This is a genomic window from Aeromicrobium fastidiosum (assembly GCF_017876595.1).
In the GTDB taxonomy this organism is placed as follows: domain Bacteria; phylum Actinomycetota; class Actinomycetes; order Propionibacteriales; family Nocardioidaceae; genus Aeromicrobium; species Aeromicrobium fastidiosum.
Map to the genome: position 1 here is coordinate 3345808 of NZ_JAGIOG010000001.1, position 18354 is coordinate 3364161.

The following is an 18354-nucleotide window of genomic DNA, read 5'->3' on the forward strand; positions in this document are numbered from 1 at the left end:
TCACGTCGGTCCTGATTTTTTGTCGGGAGCGGACGCCCCGACGGGGGCACCGCCGTGTCGGCGATGCCCCCGTCGGGTCTGTGACCTGCGCAGATGCAGGTGCGATGTCAGTCGAGCAGGCTGCGCAGCACGTACGGCATGATGCCGCCGTTGCGGTAGTAGTTGGCCTCGCCCGGCGTGTCGATGCGGACGACAGCGTCGAACTCGACGACCGAACCGTCGGCCGCGGTGGCCGCGACGTGGACCGTCTTGGGCGTACGACCCTCGTTGAGCTCGGTGATGCCCGTGAAGTCGAACGTCTCCTCGCCCGTCAGGCCCAGCGACTCGGCGTTCTCGCCTGCGGGGTACTGCAGCGGGAGGACGCCCATGCCGATCAGGTTCGAGCGGTGGATGCGCTCGTACGACTCGGCGATGACGACCTTGACGCCGAGCAGCGCCGTGCCCTTGGCCGCCCAGTCGCGCGACGAGCCCGAGCCGTACTCCTTGCCCGTCAGAACGACCAGCGGCACGCCTGCGGCCGCATACGACTCGGACGCCTCGAAGATGCTCGTGACCGGCGTGTCCTCGGCGAGGAGGTCACGCGTGAAGCCGCCCTCCGTGCCGGGAGCCATCTGGTTGCGCAGGCGGATGTTGGCGAACGTGCCGCGGATCATGATCTCGTGGTTGCCACGGCGCGAGCCGTACGAGTTGAAGTCGCGGGCCTCGATGCCGTGCTCGGTCAGGTACTTGCCGGCCGGGCTGTCCTTCTTGATCGCGCCGGCGGGGCTGATGTGATCGGTCGTGACCGAGTCGCCCAGCTTGAGCAGCACCCGTGCGCCCGAGACCTCGGTAACCGGCGAGGGCTCTCGCTGCATGCCGTCGAAGTACGGCGCCTTGCGCACGTAGGTCGAGTCAGGATCCCACTCGAAGACGTCGCCGTCGGGCGTCGGCAGGTTCTGCCAGCGCTCGTCACCGGCGAAGACGTCGGCGTACTCGCGCGTGAACGTGTCGGAGTCGATCGAGGCCGCGATGACGTCCTCGACCTCCTGCGGCGACGGCCAGATGTCGGCCATGAAGACGTCGTTGCCGTCCTCGTCCTGGCCCAGCGGGTCGTTGAACAGGTCGACAGCCATCGAGCCGGCCAGCGCGTAGGCGATGACCAGCGGCGGGGACGCCAGGTAGTTCATCTTGATGTCGGGGTTGATGCGGCCCTCGAAGTTGCGGTTGCCGGAGAGGACCGCGGTGACGGCGAGGTCGCCGTCGTTGACGGCCTTGCTGACCTCGGGGATCAGCGGCCCGGAGTTGCCGATGCACGTCGTGCAGCCGTAGCCGACGAGGTTGAAGCCGAGCTTGTCGAGGTAGACGTTGAGGCCCGACTTCTCGTAGTAGTCGGTGACGACCTTCGAGCCCGGTGCCAGCGTGGTCTTGACCCACGGCTTGCGCTGCAGGCCCTTCTCGACGGCCTTCTTGGCCAGCAGGCCCGCGCCGATCATGACCGACGGGTTGGAGGTGTTGGTGCACGACGTGATCGCGGCGATCGTGACGGCACCGTGGTCGATGTCGAACGACGTGCCGTCGTCGAGCGTGACGGACTGGACGTTGGAGGCGTCGGACGAACCCGCGTAGTCGGCCAGTGCGGTCTGGAACGACGACGCCGACTCGGTCAGCGACACGCGGTCCTGCGGACGCTTGGGACCGGCGATCGACGGGACGACGTCGCCGAGGTCGAGCTCGAGGTACTCGCTGAAGCGGGGCTCGTGGTCGGGGTCGTGCCACAGGCCCTGGGCCTTGGCGTAGGCCTCGACGAGGGCGATCTCGTCCTCGGTGCGACCCGTGAGGCGCAGGTACTTGGTGGTCTCGTCGTCGATCGGGAAGACCGCGATGGTCGAGCCGTACTCGGGGCTCATGTTGCCGATCGTGGCGCGGTTGGCCAGCGGCACCGCGCCGACGCCCGAGCCGTAGAACTCGACGAACTTGCCGACCACGCCGTGCTTGCGCAGCTGCTCGGTGATGACCAGCACGAGGTCGGTGGCGGTCGCGCCCTGCGGCAGCTCGCCCGACAGCTTGAAGCCCACGACGCGCGGGATCAACATGCTGATCGGCTGGCCCAGCATCGCGGCCTCGGCCTCGATGCCGCCGACACCCCAGCCGACGACGCCCAGGCCGTTGACCATCGTGGTGTGCGAGTCGGTGCCGACGCAGGAGTCGGGGTAGACCGTTCCACTCTTGTCGAAGACGACGCGCGCGAGCTTCTCGATGTTGACCTGGTGCACGATGCCGGTTCCGGGCGGGACGACCTTGAAGTCGTCGAACGCGCCCTGTCCCCAGCGCAGGAACTGGTAGCGCTCGCGGTTGCGCTCGTACTCGATCTCGACGTTGCGCTCGAAGGCCTCGGGTGTGCCGAAGACGTCGGCGATGACCGAGTGGTCGATGACCATCTCGGCCGGAGCGAGCGGGTTGATCTTGGTGGCGTCGCCGCCGAGGTCGGCCATCGCCTCGCGCATCGTGGCGAGGTCGACGACGCAGGGCACGCCGGTGAAGTCCTGCATGATCACGCGCGCCGGCGTGAACTGGATCTCCTTGGAGGGCTCGGCGTCGGCGTCCCAGCCGGCGAGCGCCTCGATGTCGGCCTTGGTGATGTCGGCGCCGTCCTCGGTGCGCAGCAGCGACTCGAGCAGCACCTTGAGGCTGAACGGCAGCGACGAGACGTCGAGCCCCTCACCGGTCACCGCGCCGAGGCGGTAGTAGTCGTAGGAGGCGTCCCCGACTGAGAGCGAGTCCTTGGAATTGAAGCTGTCGACGGCCATCGTCATTCTCCTTCGCGAGGTCTGTTCCATCCTGCCCAGCGGCGCCTCACGGCGCACGGTCAGGCTCACCTAACCCCGGGTCCACGATGTATCTTGATATCAAGATACATGATGTCGAGACGATTCACACGTCGCGGCGGGTCAGAACAGGTCGGGGAACCGCAGGACCTGGGCGAAGAACGCGATGTACGTCAGCGCGACCGTCAGCAGGCCCACGACCCCCAGCACCTCGATGACGGTCAGCAGGCGGCTGCGTCGCTCGGACGTCACGGCGGTCTCCCCCACACCGAGCACGACACGGGTGCGCGTGAGGCGGTCGGCGAGGCCCCTGTCGGTCGACAGCAGGATCGGGACGACCAGCACCAGCAGCGCGACGTAGGCCGCTCCCCCGACGTGCCACGCATCGGGCGTCAGGCGCCGCAGCACGGTCGGCAGACCGATCGGGATCGCCGCCGCGGCCAGGTCGAGCAGCACCGCCATGACGAGTCCGCGCAGCAGGCCGCGCGCCGCGCCGGTGGGCGCACCCGTGACGGTGTCGACCACGGCGATGCCGACGCGGTGCTTGCCGACGCTGTGACCCCGGATGCCTTGGCGCAGACCGTTGTTGACGATCACGAACAGCTCGCCCACGATGAGCCCCGCGAGGATCAGGTGGTCCGACAGGGTGACCGACCAGAAGTCGCGGGTCGAGCTGTCGTCGACCGCGAGCTGCACGATCTCGACCGCGAAGTAGATCAGCGCACCGGTCGAGAAGGCGGCGCTGAACAGCAGCGCGTCCTGCCCGAGCGCCTCGCGACGCAGCTGCTTGACGGCACGTCGGTCGGTCGAGATGTCGGTCGATTCGGTCATGGCAGGTTCCTAACGCATGGACCGCACGTACGTCACGAGCCTGCGCCCGTCCCGCACGCGGTCCTCCCAGGTGATGCCGACGGCCAGCAGCACGGCGCTGACGACGGCGATGAGCACGACCCGTGGAGCGGCGTTCGCGTAGGGGCCGATGTTGAACAGCACGAGCAGCGCGAGGACCGTGACGCCCGCGACGAACGGTGCCTGCCACCCGAGCCGGACGCCGATCGCGAGCACGGCCGCTGCACCGGCCCCCAGCAGCAGCGCCCTCAGCTCTGTCGGCTCGGCCAGCGCCTGGGGCACGCTCGGCAGCAGCGCGACCGCGAGTCCGGGCCCCAGCAAGGCCCACGTGCTCGTGTCGGGGCGGCGGGTCGTGGCCCAGGTGCCCGCAGCGAGCCCGGCCGCCCCGAGCGGCAGCGTGTAGGCCTCGACGAACGAGAACCCGCTGTCGACGATCAGCGCCACATAGGCGACGACGAGTGCGGCGATGCCCGGCCACACCAGCCACCGACGACGTGCGACGACGAAGCTGAGCGAGATCAGGGCCACGCCGGCGATCGTCCAGCGCACCGCGATCTCGCCGGAGGCGCCCGGCCAGAGCAGCGCGACGGCCAGGCCGGCGGCGGCGGTCGCCTCGACGGCGTCCGCGACGCCACGCACCGGTGGCCACAGCTGGGCGACGGCCAGGAGCAACAGCGCCACGACGACCCCGAGCAGGGGCACGACCGCGTCGTCGACGTCGAGCAGCCCGACGGTCGCCGCGGTGCCAGCCAGGACGCCGCCGACACCGACGACTGCGTGCAGCTGGCGCACCGGACCCACGGCGCTGACCAGCGCCAGACCGAGCAGCAGGAGCCCGCCGCCGAGCCACGTGGCCGCCGACACCCCGTGCGACGCCGCGGCCAGCGTCGACGCCGACACGAGCAGCGCCAGGGCCACGACCGTTGGGACCGCGGCGACCTTGCGCACCCTGACGACGGCGAACGCCACCGCGAGAACGACGAGCGATGCCGCGACGAGCCAAACTGGCCAGCGCAACGCGACGACCGAGGTGACGGCTCCACCCGCCAGGACGGTGCCGATCACTGCGGCAGCGTGCGGGCGCAACCCCGTGACCTCCGGCCAGCGGGTCACGGCCCACGTCGTGGCCACCAACCCGAGCAGGAGGATCGGCACGGCCCACGCGGCGCGGTCGTCGACCGAGGCGGCGTCGAGCCTCACGTGCCACGGCACCTGCCACGGATCCGTGAGGATCCTGCTGCCCGTGTCGAGCGCATCACCCACGAGCACGAGCTGCACGACCGCGGCACCGACCACTGCGGGCACCGCGCCGAGTCTCACTCCACGCATCCAGGTGTTCTCGCCGGCCAGCGCCGCGGCAGCCAGCGCCGCAGCCAGCACGGTCACGACCGCCCAGGCCCGCTCGTCCGCCCCGGAGTCGACGACAGGCGCGGCAACGAGCGCACAGGCCGCGAGGACGGCCAGGGCGACCCCGGGGATGCGCACGACCGGCACGACCCACGCGATCACGAGCGATGCGACGCCCATGAGCAGCAGCGGCAGCCCGTGACCGCCGCCGGCGAGGTCGTCGAGCGAGGGGTTCTCGACCAGCTCGACCACGGCCGCGCCGTACGCGAACACGAAGAAGCCCGCGATCACGATGCGTGCCGCCAACGTCATGGGTGCCAGGCCGGCCGGGCGGGTTGCGAGGGCGAGCAGTCCAGCCACGACGAGGGCGAGCAGGCTGCGCCACGCGAAGTCCCAGTCGTCGCCGACCGCTCCTGCACCGATGCCCGCGATCGAGATCGCGACACCGCCCGCGACGGCCGGGGCGACGAGGGCCACCGAGACGTGCCGGCGGGCCCACACAGCGATGCCGACGCTCAGGGCCAGCGCCACGACGCCCCACACGATCCATCCGGCCGCGACGTCGAGGGCACCGAGCCCGGCGAGGTCCTCATGACGGGCGGCGAAGAAGTCGAGCGTCAACAGCGCCAGGAAGACCGTCCACACGGCCTCGGCCGAGGCCCGCAGCGGCCGGCGGGTGACCCAGACGCCGAGACCGCCGATGACGGCGCTGACCCCCAGCAGGATCAGCGTGCGCCCGGCCAGACCGATGTCCTCCCACGAGCGGGTCACGAAGATCAGGCCGGCGACGACCAGGCCGAAGGCACCGAGCACCAGCAGGATCGTGCCGACCGACCACGAGCGTGCCGGGGCCGCGGGCTGGCCCGCGGCCGCGGACGGTGCCGGGTACGGCTGGATAGGCGGGGGCGGCTGGGGCTGCGTGCGCTGCGTGGGCTGTGGCTGCCGCGGCGGCTGGGCCGGGTAGGGCTGCCACTGCGGAGGTGCCGCGACGAAGGGGTCGGATGGCGCAGCCGGCGCGGCGGGGGCAGGGGCAGGGGCGGAGCTCTGCTCGGCGGGTCGTGCAGGGGCCGGCTCCGGCGCGGACTCCGCCGCCGGAGCGGGCGACGGTGTCGCCGGCGTCGCCCGCGGACGCCGAGCGGCGCGGTCGAGCAGCTCGTCTGCCTGCAGCAGCACCTGCCACAGCTGACGCACCTCGAGCGAGGTCAGGTCGAGGCCGCACTGCGGACACGCCGGTTGGCCCGCGATGGCACCCCGACACTCCGGACAGGTTGTCGGATCAGCGAAGCGCATGGCCACACTCTGTCGTCCGTGCCGGGCCGGCACAAGCACCGGCCCCCGTGCGGCGGTGCCGACTACGGTGGCACCATGCCCAAGGCTCCCCCCGCCGCACCTCTCCTGCGCGTCCGCGACCTGCACCGCAGCTTCGGCGACCTGCACGTGCTCGCGGGGCTCGACCTCGAGCTCGCGAGCGGCGAAGCCCTGGCCCTGATCGGGCCCAACGGTGCCGGCAAGTCGACAGCGCTGCGCTGCATCGCCGGGGCCGACCAGGCCACGAGCGGCACCGTGGAGCTCGACGGTGCCCCGCTCGACGAGCGGTCCCCGGCGACGCGCCGCGACCTCGCGGTCGTGATGGACGATCTCGACTTCTTCCCCGACCTCAGCGTCGTCGAGCACCTCAACCTGCTGGCCCGCGCCCACCAGGTCGCCGAACCCGACGACCTCGTCGACGCCGTGCTCGCCGACGTCGGGCTGCAGCGGCAGGCCGCCCAGCTGCCGGGCACCCTGTCGTCCGGCCAGCGGCGCCGCCTCGCACTCGCCAGCGCATTCGTCCGTCCCCGCCGGCTGCTGATCCTCGACGAGCCCGAGCAGCGGCTCGACGCGGCCGGGCTGGCCTGGCTCGCCGACCGCCTCAACGCCGAGAAGGCCGACGGCCTCGGCATCCTGCTGGTCAGCCACGACACCGACCTGGTCGACGCGGTGGCCGACTGGGTTCTCGACCTCGGCGAGCTGTGACGACCTCCTCAGGTGCCGGGCCTGCGGGCGTCCCCGCCATCGGTGCCCGCTCGCTGCGCCGGCAGATGCGCGCCTGGCGCCGCGACCGCGCCGACACGACGCTGTACGAGCAGCTCTCCGAGGCCTATGTCTGGGTGTTCAGCCTCGTCCTGCTCGGTGCCATGGCCATCAGCGCGATGGTGCAGACCCGGGTGAACATCGCCGCGGGCTGCACGACCTCGACGTGCGACGACGCCCGCACGTCGCTGGTCTGGGCCACCGTCGCGGCGACGACCGCGTTCTCCCTGGCTGCCGCGGCAGCCATCGGACCGGTCATGGTGACCCCGGCGACCGCCGCCTGGCTGCTGACGTCCCCCATCGACCGCGGCCCCCTGCTGCGGTCGCGCCTGTTCGTCGCGAGCGGCGCGACGGCGCTCGGCTGCACCGTCGTGGTCGCTGTCACGGGCCTGCTCGCGGGCATCCCCTACGGGGCCATCGCGGTGCTGGCGGTCGCGTCGGGCCTCACGGGTGCGGCCGGCACCGCAGCGGCAGCCGTGTGGCAGGCCCGGGGCGGTCGTGCCACGCAACGGGTGGCGCTGATCCTGGGCGTCCTGACCGCCGGCTGGCTCCTGCTCGTCGCGGTCGACGCCGAGCCCGGCACCGAGGCGGGGTGGCTCACCGGTCCGGCCGGTTGGGCAGCGATCGCTGCTGCCCTGCTGGCCGTGGTCGTACTGCTGATCCGGGCGACGTCACGGCTGTCCGCCCTGCTGAGAGCTCAGCTCGTGCCCGGCGGATCGCTGCTCTCCAGCCTCTCGGGCGCGCTGGCGGGTCTCGACCTCGCCTTGGCGTACGACGTGCTGGTCGCTCGACGCTGGCGCACCGCCGCGACCGTTCGGCCCGTGCGGGGTGGACCCGCCGGTGCCTGGGCGCTCGTGTGGCGCGACGTCGTCCGACTGCGACGGTCGCCGGGGCCGTTGGCCGCACTCGCCGGCGCGCTGCTCGTGCCCTACGTCGTCCTGCGTCTCGACCTCGACGACACCGTCGTGCTCGCCAGCGCCCTCGCGGCCTTCCTCGGCGGGCTCTGGTCGTTCACGGCGCTGCGCACGACGGGCCGCAACCCCGGGCTCGTGCGGTGCTTCCCGATGTCGTCGGCAGCCGTGCGGTCGGCGACCGCCGCGGTGCCCGGCGGCCTGCTGCTGCTCTGGTCGTTGGCCGCGGCACCCGCGATCGGGCACTCCCTCGACGACCCGACGGTCATCGACACCCTGCTGGTCGCCGTGGCGACGGGTGCGACGGCGCTGGGGGCCATCGCCCGCTGGATGCTCGCCCCTCCCCCCGACTACTCGATGCCGCTGGTCGCCTCGCCGACCGGTGCCATCCCCACGGGGCTCATCATCAGCGCCCTGCGCGGCTTCGACGTCCTCGCGCTCGGCGTCGTCCCGCTGCTCGTCGCTCCGGACACCAACGGTGCCCTGGTGTCGCTGGGCCTGACCGGGTCGGTCGTGAGCTACCTCGTCAGTCGCCGCTGACGCCTCCGCCGGAACACACGACACGACAGCGACGACTCAGCCGTGAAGTACGCCGTAGGCGATCTGCCCGGCGCTCCTGATCGCGTCCGGCACGAGCGCCCACGCCGGGTGGGAGTCATCCAGAAGCTTGCTCGCACGGCGCATCCGTTGCCGGTCCTTGCGGGTCAGCTGCTCGACCAGCTCGAATGGATCCGGGACAAGTGCGCAGAGCAACGCGAGATCCCGGTAGTGACGGTCTGGACCCGGCAGAGCCGTGGCGGCAGCCTTGCCGACGATCGCTGCCAGGAGCGTGGGCCGCGGGATCGCACCCCGATGCCCTTGGTGCACCACCGTGACGTGCTCGGCCCGGCCCAGCGCTTGGGTGCCGCCGGGCACTTCGATGGTGCGTCCCGGAGGTGTCGTCGTCAGATCGGCCCGCTCCCCCAGTCCTTCCGGTGCGAGCACGTCTATGACGACGGGACGCGGCACTGCGGGCCGGGTGTAGCGGTGCGCGAGCCCGTCGGTGCTGATGGACTGGAGCGCGAAGCCCATGCGCTCGAGATCGGCCACGAGGTGTTTCAAGGCACCCGGGACGGCCCGGATGTCCGCGATCACGTCCCCGTCCTGGCTGATCTGCGGCGGCTCCTGGCCGTGCTCGAGCGCGTGCAGCAGCACCATCTGTCCTCCGATGAGAGCCCACGGCACGTCCAGCCTGTCGCCGAGCTCGAGGAGGGCGTGCCACAACTCGTCAACCGGGGGCGGCAGGACGGGCAGCTCGATCACCACGCTCATGCGCAGCCTCGCCGGTCCTGCCAGCGGGCCAGCAGTTCTCCCAGACACGCAGCACCCGCGGCGACGGCACGCGGCTCTGCCGACTCCAGCAGATCCGCTGCCAGCAGCGCGTCTCCGATCAGACCCTGTCCACGGCCTTCAACGACAGCGAATGGCCAGACCTCCTTCGGAAGTCGGACTCTGAGATTGGGCTCCGGCCCATCGCGCAGTGCCAGCGAGCACGATAGATCGTGCCACTGCTCTTCCTCTACGTAGAGCTCCGGCATCGGGTCTGCCAGAGCGACGAGGTCGAACCCCCGGCTCGCCGCCGCGGACAACCCTGCGGCGTGGACGCCGTGCACCCGACGCAGACGCTCGATGGCTGCCGGGTGCGCAACGATGCCGAGCACGCTGCTACGCCCACGCAGAGCGGCACGCCATCCGTCCGGTCCCGGATCGATCAGGTCGGCCAGGTACCGACGCACCTGCGACCGCGCGGAGTCCGACAGCCAGAGGGCGCGACCCCCATCGAGGAGGTCGAGGACGGCCCAGGCCCGCTTTGGTGCCAGCGGTCGGCCTGCAGGTCTTCCCTGATGCTGAAGCCGAGCCACGTCCTCTGCCGAGATCAACCAGGAGCTGCCCAGTCGGCGACCACGTAGATCTCCTGCACGGAGTAGTTGGCGCACACGGGAGACACTGAGGCCGAGGCGACGAGATGCCTCGCTGACGTCAATCTCCATCTTCACCACCACCTTGCGACAATACTACCGCAAACAGCATATTTCTCGAAAGGTGCGGCATCTATCGGTCGAGGGATACCGCGATCGACTGCGAGACACCGGGCGTCGAGCTAGCCCTGTCTGGAGGCCGCCGGCTCGAGCACCGCGACACACTCCACGTGATGGGTCATCGGGAACAGCGCGAACGCCCGCAGGCTCGTCAGCTCGTAGCCGCGCGCCGCGAACGACGCGAGGTCTCGGGCCAGTGCCGCGGGATCGCAGGCCACGTAGACGATGCGTCGCGGCGCGAGATCGACGATGCCCTGGACGGCCTTCTTGGCCCCCGTGCGGGGCGGGTCGAGCACCACGACATCGGCCGTGCCGCCCAGCAGCCGCTGCCGCAGCGCGCGCTCGACCGTCTCGGCGACGAGTCGCACCTGCGGCAGGTCGTGCAGGTTGCGGCGGGCGTCGCGCGACCCACCCGGGTCGGACTCGACGCTCAGGACGGTGCCGTGGTCGCCCACCTCGTCGGCGAGGAAGGCCGTGAACAGCCCGACGCCCGCGTAGAGGTCGAGGACGGTCTGACCGGGGCTGACGGCCGCACCCTCCAGCACGGCGGCGACGAGCGTCGATGCGGCGGCGGGGTGCACCTGCCAGAATCCCGATCCCGACACGCGGAAGTCGGTCGCCCCGACCCGCTCGGTCACCGCGCCCCGTCCGCCGCGGACGGTGCCGTCGCGGGCCACGACGCCGTCGACCCGCGCCTCGACCTCGTCCGAGATGCTCGCATCGGTCACGAGCAGGCGGTCGCCCGTCGACGACACGATGGCCTCGACCGCGTCGTCGTCCCACGACGTGTCGAGCACGCGGGGCAGGTCGGGGTGCGCGATGAGGCAGCGGTCGACGGGGATGATCTCGTGCGAACGGTGGCGGCGCAGGCCCGGGCGTCCGTCGGGGTCGACCGCGAACTGCACGCGGGTGCGCCAGCCCAGCGCGTCGGGCGAGACCGCCTCGACCTCGAGGTCCCACGTGATGCCGGCGAGCCGGCGCAGCTGCTCCAGCACGACGTCGCGCAGCAGCTCTCGCTGCACGGCGGGATCGACGTGCTGGAAGTCGCAGCCGCCGCAGCGTCCCGGCCCGGCATACGCGCACGGTGCCTCGACCCGACCGGGGGCTGCCTCGAGCACCTCGACCGCGTCTGCGCGCAGAAAGCTCTTGGTGCGCTCGGTGATCGCGATGCGCACGCGCTCGCCCGGCAGCGCGTGGCGCACGAACACGACCTGCCCGTCGAGCCGGGCGACGCAGTGCCCGCCGTGGGCGACGGGGCCGACGTCGACGACGGCCTCGCCGGTGAGGTCGTCGGTCATGGGGTCGGAGATCTGGTCGGCCATCAGCGGTCGCGGAACCCGCGACGGACGTCACCGGGTGCGGGTCGCGGCTTGGCGAGCTTCTTCTTGGCCCGTCCGGCCGAGCTCAGCTGGTAGGGCACGCTCGTGACCATGACGCCGGGCATGAACAGCAGGCGGCCCTTCAGGCGCAGCGCGGTCTGGTTGTGGAGCAGCTGCTCCCACCAGCGCCCGACGACGTACTCGGGGATGTAGACCGTGATGATGTCGCGCGGCCCCTGCTTGCGCAGCTCCTTGACGTACCGGATGACGGGTCGCAGCAGCTCGCGGTACGGCGAGTTGACGACCTTCAGCGGGATCGGGATCGCGAGCTCCTCCCACTGCTTCATGAGCTTCGCGGTCTCGGCCGGGTCGAACTCGACCGTCAGCGCCTCGAGCGAGTTGGGGCGGGAGACGCGTGCGTAGGCCAGCGCCCGCATCGTCGGCTTGTGCAGCTTGCTGACCAGGACGATCGCGTGCACCCGGGAGGGCAGGGTCACGTCGGAGTCGTCGATCTCGAGCTCCTGCGACACACGGTCGTAGTGACGTCCGATACCGCGCATCAGCAGGAACACGCAGATCATCGCGACGATCGCGATCCAGGCGCCCGCGAGGAACTTGGTCAGCAGCACGATCACGAGCACCGTCGCCGTCATCGCGAGGCCGATCGTGTTGACCGCGCGCGAGCGCTTCATCCGCGAGCGCTCGGCCGGGTCGGTCTCGGCCCTCAGCAGCCGGTTCCAGTGCTTGATCATGCCGAGCTGGCTGAGGTTGAACGACACGAACACGCCGACGATGTACAGCTGGATGAGCTTGGTGACCTCGGCGTCGAAGGCTTGGATCAGGACGATCGCGGCCAGGGCCAGGACGATGATGCCGTTGCTGAACGTGAGGCGGTCGCCTCGGGTGTCGAGCTGGCGTGGCAGGAAGCCGTCGCGCGCCAGGATCGAGCCGAGCACCGGGAACCCGTTGAAAGCGGTGTTGGCCGCCAGCACGAGGATGATGCCGGTGCACGCGATCGTGAAGTAGAACAGCGGCGTGAAGTCGCTGTAGAGCGTCTTGGCGAGCTGGCCGATGACGGTGTCCTGCTGGTACGCGTCGCCCGCCAGCACCCCGTCGCTCACTCGCTTCAGCTGCGTGGCCGGGTCCTCGACGTAGCGCAGCTTCATCAGGTCTGCGAGCACGATGATGCTCATGAGCATCGTGATGGCGAGCGTGCCGAGCAGCAGCAGCGTCGTGGCGGCGTTCTTGCTCTTGGGCTTCTTGAACGCGGGCACGCCGTTGCTGATCGCCTCGACACCGGTCAGCGCGGCACAGCCGGACGAGAACGCGCGGGCGAGCAGGAACACCATCGCGACACCCGTGATGCCCTGCTCGAACTGGCTCTCAGGGACGATGTCGTACTGCGCGCTCGGCACGGTCGGCAGATCGCCGAAGAGGTAGCGGGCGTAACCCCACAGGCCCATCAGCAGGATCGCGACCATGAACAGGTACGTCGGGATCGCGAACGCAGAGCCCGACTCCTTGGTGCCACGCAGGTTGATCGCCATCAGCAGGATCACCAGCACGGACGCCGCCGTGGCCTCGTGCCCCTCGAGCCACGGCAGCGCCGAGGCGGCGTTCTGCACCCCCGACGAGATCGACACCGCGACGGTGAGCACGTAGTCGACCAGCAGTGCGCTGCCGACCGTCAGGCCCGCCGTGGGTCCCAGGTTGACCGTCGCGACCTCGTAGTCGCCGCCGCCGCTGGGGTAGGCGTGGACGTTCTGCCGGTACGACGCGACGACCGTGATCAGCACGAGGGTGACCGCGATGCCGATCTTCCAGTTGAACGCGTACGCCGACAGCCCGCCGATCGACAGGGTCAGGAAGATCTCGTCGGGCGCGTACGCCACCGACGACAGTGCGTCGCTGGCGAAGACCGGCAACGCGATGCGCTTCGGCAGGAGCGTCTCACCGAGCTGTTCGCTCCGGAGCTTCCGCCCGACCAATGCACGCTTGGCGACCTCGGTGACTCCCACGAGAGATGATGCTAGACCTGCGGGTGGCTCTCGTCCGCACGAGCGGTCGCGTCGGTGTAGCGTCGCCTCCGTGCACATCGTCATCATGGGCTGCGGACGCGTCGGTTCGACCCTCACGCGCAGCCTCGAGGCCCGCGGCCACACGACCGCCGTGATCGACATCAATCCCGACGCGTTCCGCCGTCTCGGCCCGGGCTTCGACGGCATCACCGTGACCGGCATGGGCTTCGACCGCGAGGTGCTCGTCAAGGCCGGCATCGAGCGCGCCGACGCCTTCGCGGCCGTCTCCAGCGGAGACAACTCCAACATCATCTCCGCGCGGGTCGCCCGCGAACAGTTCAAGATCGAGAACGTCGTCGCCCGCATCTACGACCCGGGCCGCGCCGAGGTCTACGAGCGCCTGGGCGTCCCCACGGTCGCGACGGTCCCCTGGGCCGCCGACCAGGTGCTGCGCCGCCTCGTCCCCGCCGGCTCCGAGCCCGCATGGCGCGACCAGTCGGGCGATGTCCGGCTCGATCTCGTCTACGCGCCGTTCAGCTGGATCGGGCACCGCATCGCCGAGCTCGAGGCCAGTGCCAGCGTGCGCGTGGCCTACCTGACGCGACTGGGCACCGGGCTCATCGCGACGCCCGACACCGTGATCCAGGAGGGCGACTACTTGAGCCTGTTCATGCTCGAGTCGACCGCTGAGGCGTCGCACGCCGCCCTCGACGCCGGACCGGAGGACAGCTGATGCGCGTCGTCATCGCGGGAGCGGGCGCCGTCGGGCGCTCGGTCGCCCAGGAGCTCATCGGCAACGGCCACTCGATCCTGCTGATCGACAAGTCCCCCGCCTCGATCCGCGCCGAGCTGGTGCCCGAGGCCCAGTGGCTGCTCGCCGACGCGTGCGAGCTCTCCTCGCTCGAGGAGGCCCAGCTCGAGTCGTGCGACGTCGTGATCTCGGCGACGGGCGACGACAAGGCCAACCTGGTCATCTCGCTGCTGGCCAAGACCGAGTTCGCCGTGCCCCGCACGGTCGGACGCGTCAACCATCCCAGCAACGAGTGGCTGTTCAGCGAGTCGTGGGGCGTCGACGTGTCGGTCTCCACGCCACGCCTGATGTCGGCGCTGGTCGAGGAGGCCGTGACGGTCGGCGACCTCGTGCGGCTGTTCACGTTCCGGCAGAGCAACGCCAACCTCGTCGAGCTCACGATGCCGGCCGACTCGCCGTTCATCGGCAAGCGGGTCAGCGAGGTGCCGTGGCCGGTCGACGTCGTCCTCGTGGCGATCCTGCGCGACAGCTCGATCGAGACGCCCGACGCCGACCGCTCGCTCGAGGCAGGCGACGAGCTGCTGTTCGTCACCCCCGAGGACGCCGAGGACAACCTCGGCGAGCTCCTCTCCCCGAAGCCCCCGAAGCACTAGGCGCGAAGCGCCGCCGCCCCTTGCGTCATGTCTTCCGTGGGTCCTGACCCTCAGAAGCTATGACGCAAGGAACGGTCTAGACCGGCTCGTCGTCCAGCTCGATCGGGGTGCGGTTGCGGCTCAGCAGCCAGCCCATGACGGCGAACGAGGCCAGCTGCAGGGGCCAGCCGAGCGCGATCTTGGACGCGCCGAGCAGACCGATCTGGTGGTCGAGCCACAGGGGCAGCTGCACAGCCACGCGGATGACGCACGGGATGGCGAGCACCCACGTCAGCTGGGAGCACAGCCGCACCATGGCCTTGTCGGAGTGCCAGGCCGTCGGGTCGCCCATGACCGAGCCGACCATGAAGCCCACGATGGGCCAGCCGACCACGATCGTCAGGACGATGACCGCGGCGTAGACCCCGTTGTAGATCAGGCCCGGCGTGAACACGGCACGCGCGACGTCCTCCTCGGAGCCGCCCGACTGCGAGGCCCGGTAGGCGAAGAACGCGCCGATGCCGATGCCGAACAGGGCGTTGAGCACGAACTGCGTCGTCGACCGCTGCACGAGCCGCACGAGCAGCAGGACGGCCGTCACGGCGATGCTGACGATCAGCGACAGGCGGATCTGGTCGGTGACGAGGAACAGGATCGTGAACAGGGCCGTCGGGACGGCGCTCTCGACGATGCCGCGTGGGCCGCCGAGGGCCTTGGACAGCTGCGCGCGGACAACCTGCTCGACCGTCGCCTGGGCGGACGAGGTCACCGGCTCACGCGTCGAGCTCGTAGCGCGGGTTGTAGATGATGCGGGTCGTGCCGCGCATGCCGATCCGGCCGAAGGCCTTGAGCTGGCGACCGGCCGTGATGCCCTCGATCTTGCGGCGACCCAGCCACACCAGCGTGACGGTGTCGGACCCGTCGTACAGCTCTGCCTCGAGCGCCGTGACGCCGTCGACGGGCCGCAGCGTCACCGAGCGCAGGACCCCGTGGATCGTGGCCATGCACCGATCGGCCTGCGACGAGATGAGCTGGCACCCGGCCTTGGCTGCGTCGTCCTTGAGCTCGCCGGCCTCCTGGTTGTCGGTCGACAGCCGCTCGAGCGTCCTGCTGAAACGTCCCATGAATTCGAGCCTACTCTTCGTCCGGGACCATCGTGGCGTTCGGCGGGAGCGTCAGCAGCAACGACTCGCGCGGGATGCGCGGCTCGGATCCACGGTCGACGATGACGTCGCGCAGGGCGTCCATCAGCAGTCCCTCGTCGGACGGCTCGAGACCCGCCGCGCCCAGGAACGTCGCCCGCAGCAGCCACCGCGGTCCCTCGATGCCGACGATGCGGCTGGGCTGGAACCCCTTCTCGCCGTCCGGCAGGTCGACCGGCACCCGCACGTGCAGCTCGGGGCCGAACAGGCCGTCGACCTGGTCGCACTCGCCACCGAGCCGCTCGACCTCGATGATCAGGTCGTCGCGCACCTCGTCCCACAGACCACCGGAGCGGGTCGCCGCGAACGCCCGCAGCTCGAGCGCGGCGTCGTCGGCCACCAGCACGACCGAGCCGATCTCGCCGCCGTCGCCGTCGGTGGGCAGCTGGATGTCGAGCCCGACGCGCACGCGGACCTTGAGCGGTCCGAGGTCGACGAAGGTGCCGTCGTCGCCGGGCGACCGCTCCGAGGAGTCCCACGGACCGTCGTGGCGCACGCCCTCGACGACCGGTGGCGCGGCCGCTGCCGCGTCGTCGGACTGCTGCTTGTTGCGTCGCCGTGCCATCAGCTGCTCTCCTCGTGGACGTCGGTGGCCGCATGACCACCCGTTGAACCGTAACCCCCCGTTCCGCGAGCCGTCCCGGGCAGCACCCCCGACTCGACGAACGTCACGTGCTCGACCCGCTGGACGACCAGCTGCGCGATGCGGTCGCCGCGAACCAGTGAGATGCGCTCACGCGCGTCGTGGTTGACCAGCAGCACCTTGATCTCGCCGCGGTAGCCCGCATCGATCGTGCCAGGGGTGTTGACGATCGAGAGACCGTGCCGCAGGGCCAGGCCCGACCGGGGGTGGACGAAGGCCGCATAGCCCTCCGGCAGCGCGATCGCCAGGCCGGTCGGCACGAGCACCCGCTCGCCGGGCCCGAGGTCGACGTCGACGGTCGTGACGAGGTCGGCACCGGCGTCCCCGGGGTGTGCGTAGGACGGAAGGGGGACGTCGGGATCGAGCCGCGTCACGGTCACGTCGAGCATGGCGACGACCCTAGACCATGCCACCTGCGTCGCACGGCGCGAGCGCATGAGGCAAGGTTGAACCGTGACGACCTATCGAGAGCGCTTGTCGGCCCCGGTGTCCTGGTGGATCGCGGCCCTCGGGTTCGCCGTGGTGTGGGGCTGGGTGTTCCTCATCGCGACGACGTGGGCGGCGGCGATCGTCGTGACGGTCGCGCTGGCCCTGGCGGGCTGCTACGCGGTCTGGCGCTACGGATCGATGGTCGTCTCGGTCGATCCGGACGGCCTGCGGGTCGGACGCGCGTTCGTCGAGGCCCACCACGTCGGCACCGCCAGGTCGCTCGACCGCCAGGCGTACCGCACGCAGCTCGGCACGGGTGCCGACGCGCGGGCCTACCTGGTGACGCGGCCCTATCTCGACCACGGCGTCGTCGTCACGATCGACGACCCCGACGACCCCGCCCCCTACTGGCTGCTCTCGAGCCGCCACCCCGACGACCTCGCGGCGGCCCTGGCACCCTCAGTGGCGTCGACGACGACGCACGAGACGAACGGAGACACCGACCGTGGCGAAGAGGCGTAACCAGAAGGCGTCCCGCACCCAGGCGTCACTCCTCACCGAGGAGGCGGCGTCCGTCCCTCCGAAGAAGGGGTCGAGGGGCAGCGCGAAGGCTCCCAGCCGCGCCACCTGGAAGGTCATGGACCGCGGCTCGTCGGTCGCGGCCGGCCTGCTGGCCACGCGGGCCTCGGCCGTCGCGTGGCGCGTCGTCACGGGCAAGAAGCCGCCGACCAGCGGGCGGCACCCCGACGTCACGACCCGCGAGGCCGTCGTCTGGGCCGTCGTCGGCGGGTCGATCGTCGAGCTCGTGCGGGTCGGCGTGCGACGCAGCGCCGCGACCTACTGGGTGCGGTCGACGGGGCAGCTGCCACCGGGCATGAAGCCGCTCGGCCCGAAGGGTCTCACGACCCCGGGAACGACAAAGGAGCCGGTCGTCGAACCGGCTCCCCACACATCGTCCAAGAAGGTCAGTCGGCGCAGTCGCGGCAGATGAGCGTGCCGTTCTTCTCCGATGCCAGCTGGCTGCGGTGGTGCACCAGGAAGCACGACGAGCACGTGAACTCGTCGAGCTGCTTGGGCACGACCTGGACGGCCAGCTCCTCGTGGGAGAGGTCGGCACCGGGCAGCTCGAACGACTCCGCAGCCTCGGTCTCGTCCTCGTCGACCTTGCCGGAGTTCTTCTCGTGCCGACGCGCCTTCAGCTCTTCAATGCTGTCCTCGGACTGCTCTTCCTCTGTCTTGCGCGGTGCGTCGTAATCGGTAGCCATCAAATCTCCCTCTGTGCGGAACAACCGGCGTGATTG

At 70.7% G+C, this 18354-nt stretch carries 18 protein-coding genes and 1 pseudogene; 6 read left to right on the forward strand and 13 right to left on the reverse strand.

The window, feature by feature from the left end; all coding sequences use genetic code 11:
• Window positions 1-107 precede the first annotated feature (107 nt).
• The 3 genes from acnA to JOF40_RS16700 form a co-directional block, all read right to left on the reverse strand.
• Window positions 108-2786: an aconitate hydratase AcnA gene (gene acnA, locus JOF40_RS16690; protein WP_129183491.1), complete on the reverse strand. Its 2679-nt coding sequence runs from the start codon at window positions 2784-2786 to the stop codon at window positions 108-110.
• A 141-nt stretch (window positions 2787-2927) separates the two neighbouring features.
• A complete protein-coding gene (locus JOF40_RS16695; RefSeq protein WP_129183489.1) occupies window positions 2928-3635 on the reverse strand; it encodes a hypothetical protein in 708 nt (235 codons plus the stop codon).
• A gap of 9 nt (window positions 3636-3644) precedes the next feature.
• Window positions 3645-6290: an SCO7613 C-terminal domain-containing membrane protein gene (locus tag JOF40_RS16700; protein ID WP_129183487.1), complete on the reverse strand. Its 2646-nt coding sequence runs from the start codon at window positions 6288-6290 to the stop codon at window positions 3645-3647.
• 75 nt (window positions 6291-6365) lie between these two features.
• Here JOF40_RS16700 and JOF40_RS16705 point away from each other — a divergent pair, with 75 nt between their 5' ends.
• Both JOF40_RS16705 and JOF40_RS16710 read left to right on the forward strand, forming a co-directional pair.
• Complete coding sequence (locus tag JOF40_RS16705; RefSeq protein ID WP_129183485.1) at window positions 6366-7013, forward strand: ABC transporter ATP-binding protein; 648 nt, start codon at window positions 6366-6368, stop codon at window positions 7011-7013.
• The gene (locus tag JOF40_RS16710; RefSeq protein WP_129183483.1) at window positions 7010-8521 is read left to right on the forward strand and encodes a DUF6297 family protein; all 1512 of its coding nucleotides are present in this window, start codon (window positions 7010-7012) and stop codon (window positions 8519-8521) included. Before JOF40_RS16705 ends, JOF40_RS16710 begins: the two co-directional genes overlap by 4 nt.
• Before the next feature lie 36 nt (window positions 8522-8557).
• On the opposite strand, the gene JOF40_RS16715 is transcribed toward JOF40_RS16710, so the two are convergent.
• The 5 genes and pseudogenes from JOF40_RS16715 to JOF40_RS16730 all read right to left on the reverse strand — a co-directional run bounded on the left by JOF40_RS16715 (window position 8558) and on the right by JOF40_RS16730 (window position 13396).
• Complete coding sequence (locus JOF40_RS16715) at window positions 8558-9286, reverse strand: hypothetical protein (protein WP_129183481.1); 729 nt, start codon at window positions 9284-9286, stop codon at window positions 8558-8560.
• 2 nt (window positions 9287-9288) lie between these two features.
• Entirely contained in the window at window positions 9289-9681 is a 393-nt protein-coding gene (locus JOF40_RS19795) for a hypothetical protein (protein WP_245343152.1), read from the reverse strand.
• A gap of 195 nt (window positions 9682-9876) precedes the next feature.
• A pseudogene (locus JOF40_RS20395) lies at window positions 9877-10011 on the reverse strand (helix-turn-helix domain-containing protein); the annotation flags it as partial.
• A 110-nt stretch (window positions 10012-10121) separates the two neighbouring features.
• The gene (locus JOF40_RS16725; protein WP_245343153.1) at window positions 10122-11381 is read right to left on the reverse strand and encodes a class I SAM-dependent RNA methyltransferase; all 1260 of its coding nucleotides are present in this window, start codon (window positions 11379-11381) and stop codon (window positions 10122-10124) included.
• A complete protein-coding gene (locus JOF40_RS16730; RefSeq protein WP_246152846.1) occupies window positions 11381-13396 on the reverse strand; it encodes an APC family permease in 2016 nt (671 codons plus the stop codon). Before JOF40_RS16730 ends, JOF40_RS16725 begins: the two co-directional genes overlap by 1 nt.
• A 70-nt stretch (window positions 13397-13466) precedes the next feature.
• Here JOF40_RS16730 and JOF40_RS16735 point away from each other — a divergent pair, with 70 nt between their 5' ends.
• Both JOF40_RS16735 and JOF40_RS16740 read left to right on the forward strand, forming a co-directional pair.
• Window positions 13467-14129, forward strand: a complete 663-nt coding sequence (locus JOF40_RS16735; protein ID WP_129183477.1) for a potassium channel family protein — start codon at window positions 13467-13469, stop codon at window positions 14127-14129.
• Window positions 14129-14800, forward strand: coding sequence for a potassium channel family protein (locus JOF40_RS16740; protein WP_129183475.1), 672 nt, complete (start codon window positions 14129-14131; stop codon window positions 14798-14800). The genes JOF40_RS16735 and JOF40_RS16740 overlap by 1 nt, the downstream gene beginning before the upstream one ends.
• 76 nt (window positions 14801-14876) lie before the next feature.
• Here JOF40_RS16740 and JOF40_RS16745 read toward each other — a convergent pair whose 3' ends face one another.
• The 4 genes from JOF40_RS16745 to dut are packed head-to-tail and all read right to left on the reverse strand — an operon-like array spanning window position 14877 to window position 17013.
• Complete coding sequence (locus JOF40_RS16745) at window positions 14877-15548, reverse strand: DUF3159 domain-containing protein (protein WP_129183473.1); 672 nt, start codon at window positions 15546-15548, stop codon at window positions 14877-14879.
• 4 nt (window positions 15549-15552) lie between these two features.
• Complete coding sequence (locus JOF40_RS16750; protein WP_129183471.1) at window positions 15553-15903, reverse strand: OB-fold nucleic acid binding domain-containing protein; 351 nt, start codon at window positions 15901-15903, stop codon at window positions 15553-15555.
• A gap of 10 nt (window positions 15904-15913) precedes the next feature.
• Window positions 15914-16546 (reverse strand): DUF3710 domain-containing protein, encoded by a 633-nt coding sequence (locus JOF40_RS16755; RefSeq protein WP_129183469.1) that lies wholly within the window; start codon window positions 16544-16546, stop codon window positions 15914-15916.
• Window positions 16546-17013 (reverse strand): dUTP diphosphatase, encoded by a 468-nt coding sequence (gene dut, locus JOF40_RS16760; protein ID WP_129183467.1) that lies wholly within the window; start codon window positions 17011-17013, stop codon window positions 16546-16548. The genes JOF40_RS16755 and dut overlap by 1 nt, the downstream gene beginning before the upstream one ends.
• 64 nt (window positions 17014-17077) lie before the next feature.
• On the opposite strand from dut, the gene JOF40_RS16765 reads away from it, so the two are divergent.
• Both JOF40_RS16765 and JOF40_RS16770 read left to right on the forward strand, forming a co-directional pair.
• Entirely contained in the window at window positions 17078-17575 is a 498-nt protein-coding gene (locus JOF40_RS16765) for a DUF3093 domain-containing protein (protein WP_129183465.1), read from the forward strand.
• Window positions 17559-18044, forward strand: coding sequence for a DUF4235 domain-containing protein (locus tag JOF40_RS16770; protein ID WP_129183463.1), 486 nt, complete (start codon window positions 17559-17561; stop codon window positions 18042-18044). Before JOF40_RS16765 ends, JOF40_RS16770 begins: the two co-directional genes overlap by 17 nt.
• Here the strand turns inward: JOF40_RS16770 and JOF40_RS16775 are convergent.
• Window positions 18019-18318 (reverse strand): DUF4193 domain-containing protein, encoded by a 300-nt coding sequence (locus JOF40_RS16775; RefSeq protein WP_129183462.1) that lies wholly within the window; start codon window positions 18316-18318, stop codon window positions 18019-18021. The two genes, JOF40_RS16770 and JOF40_RS16775, sit on opposite strands and share 26 nt — an antisense overlap.
• Between the last annotated feature and the right edge of the window lie 36 nt (window positions 18319-18354).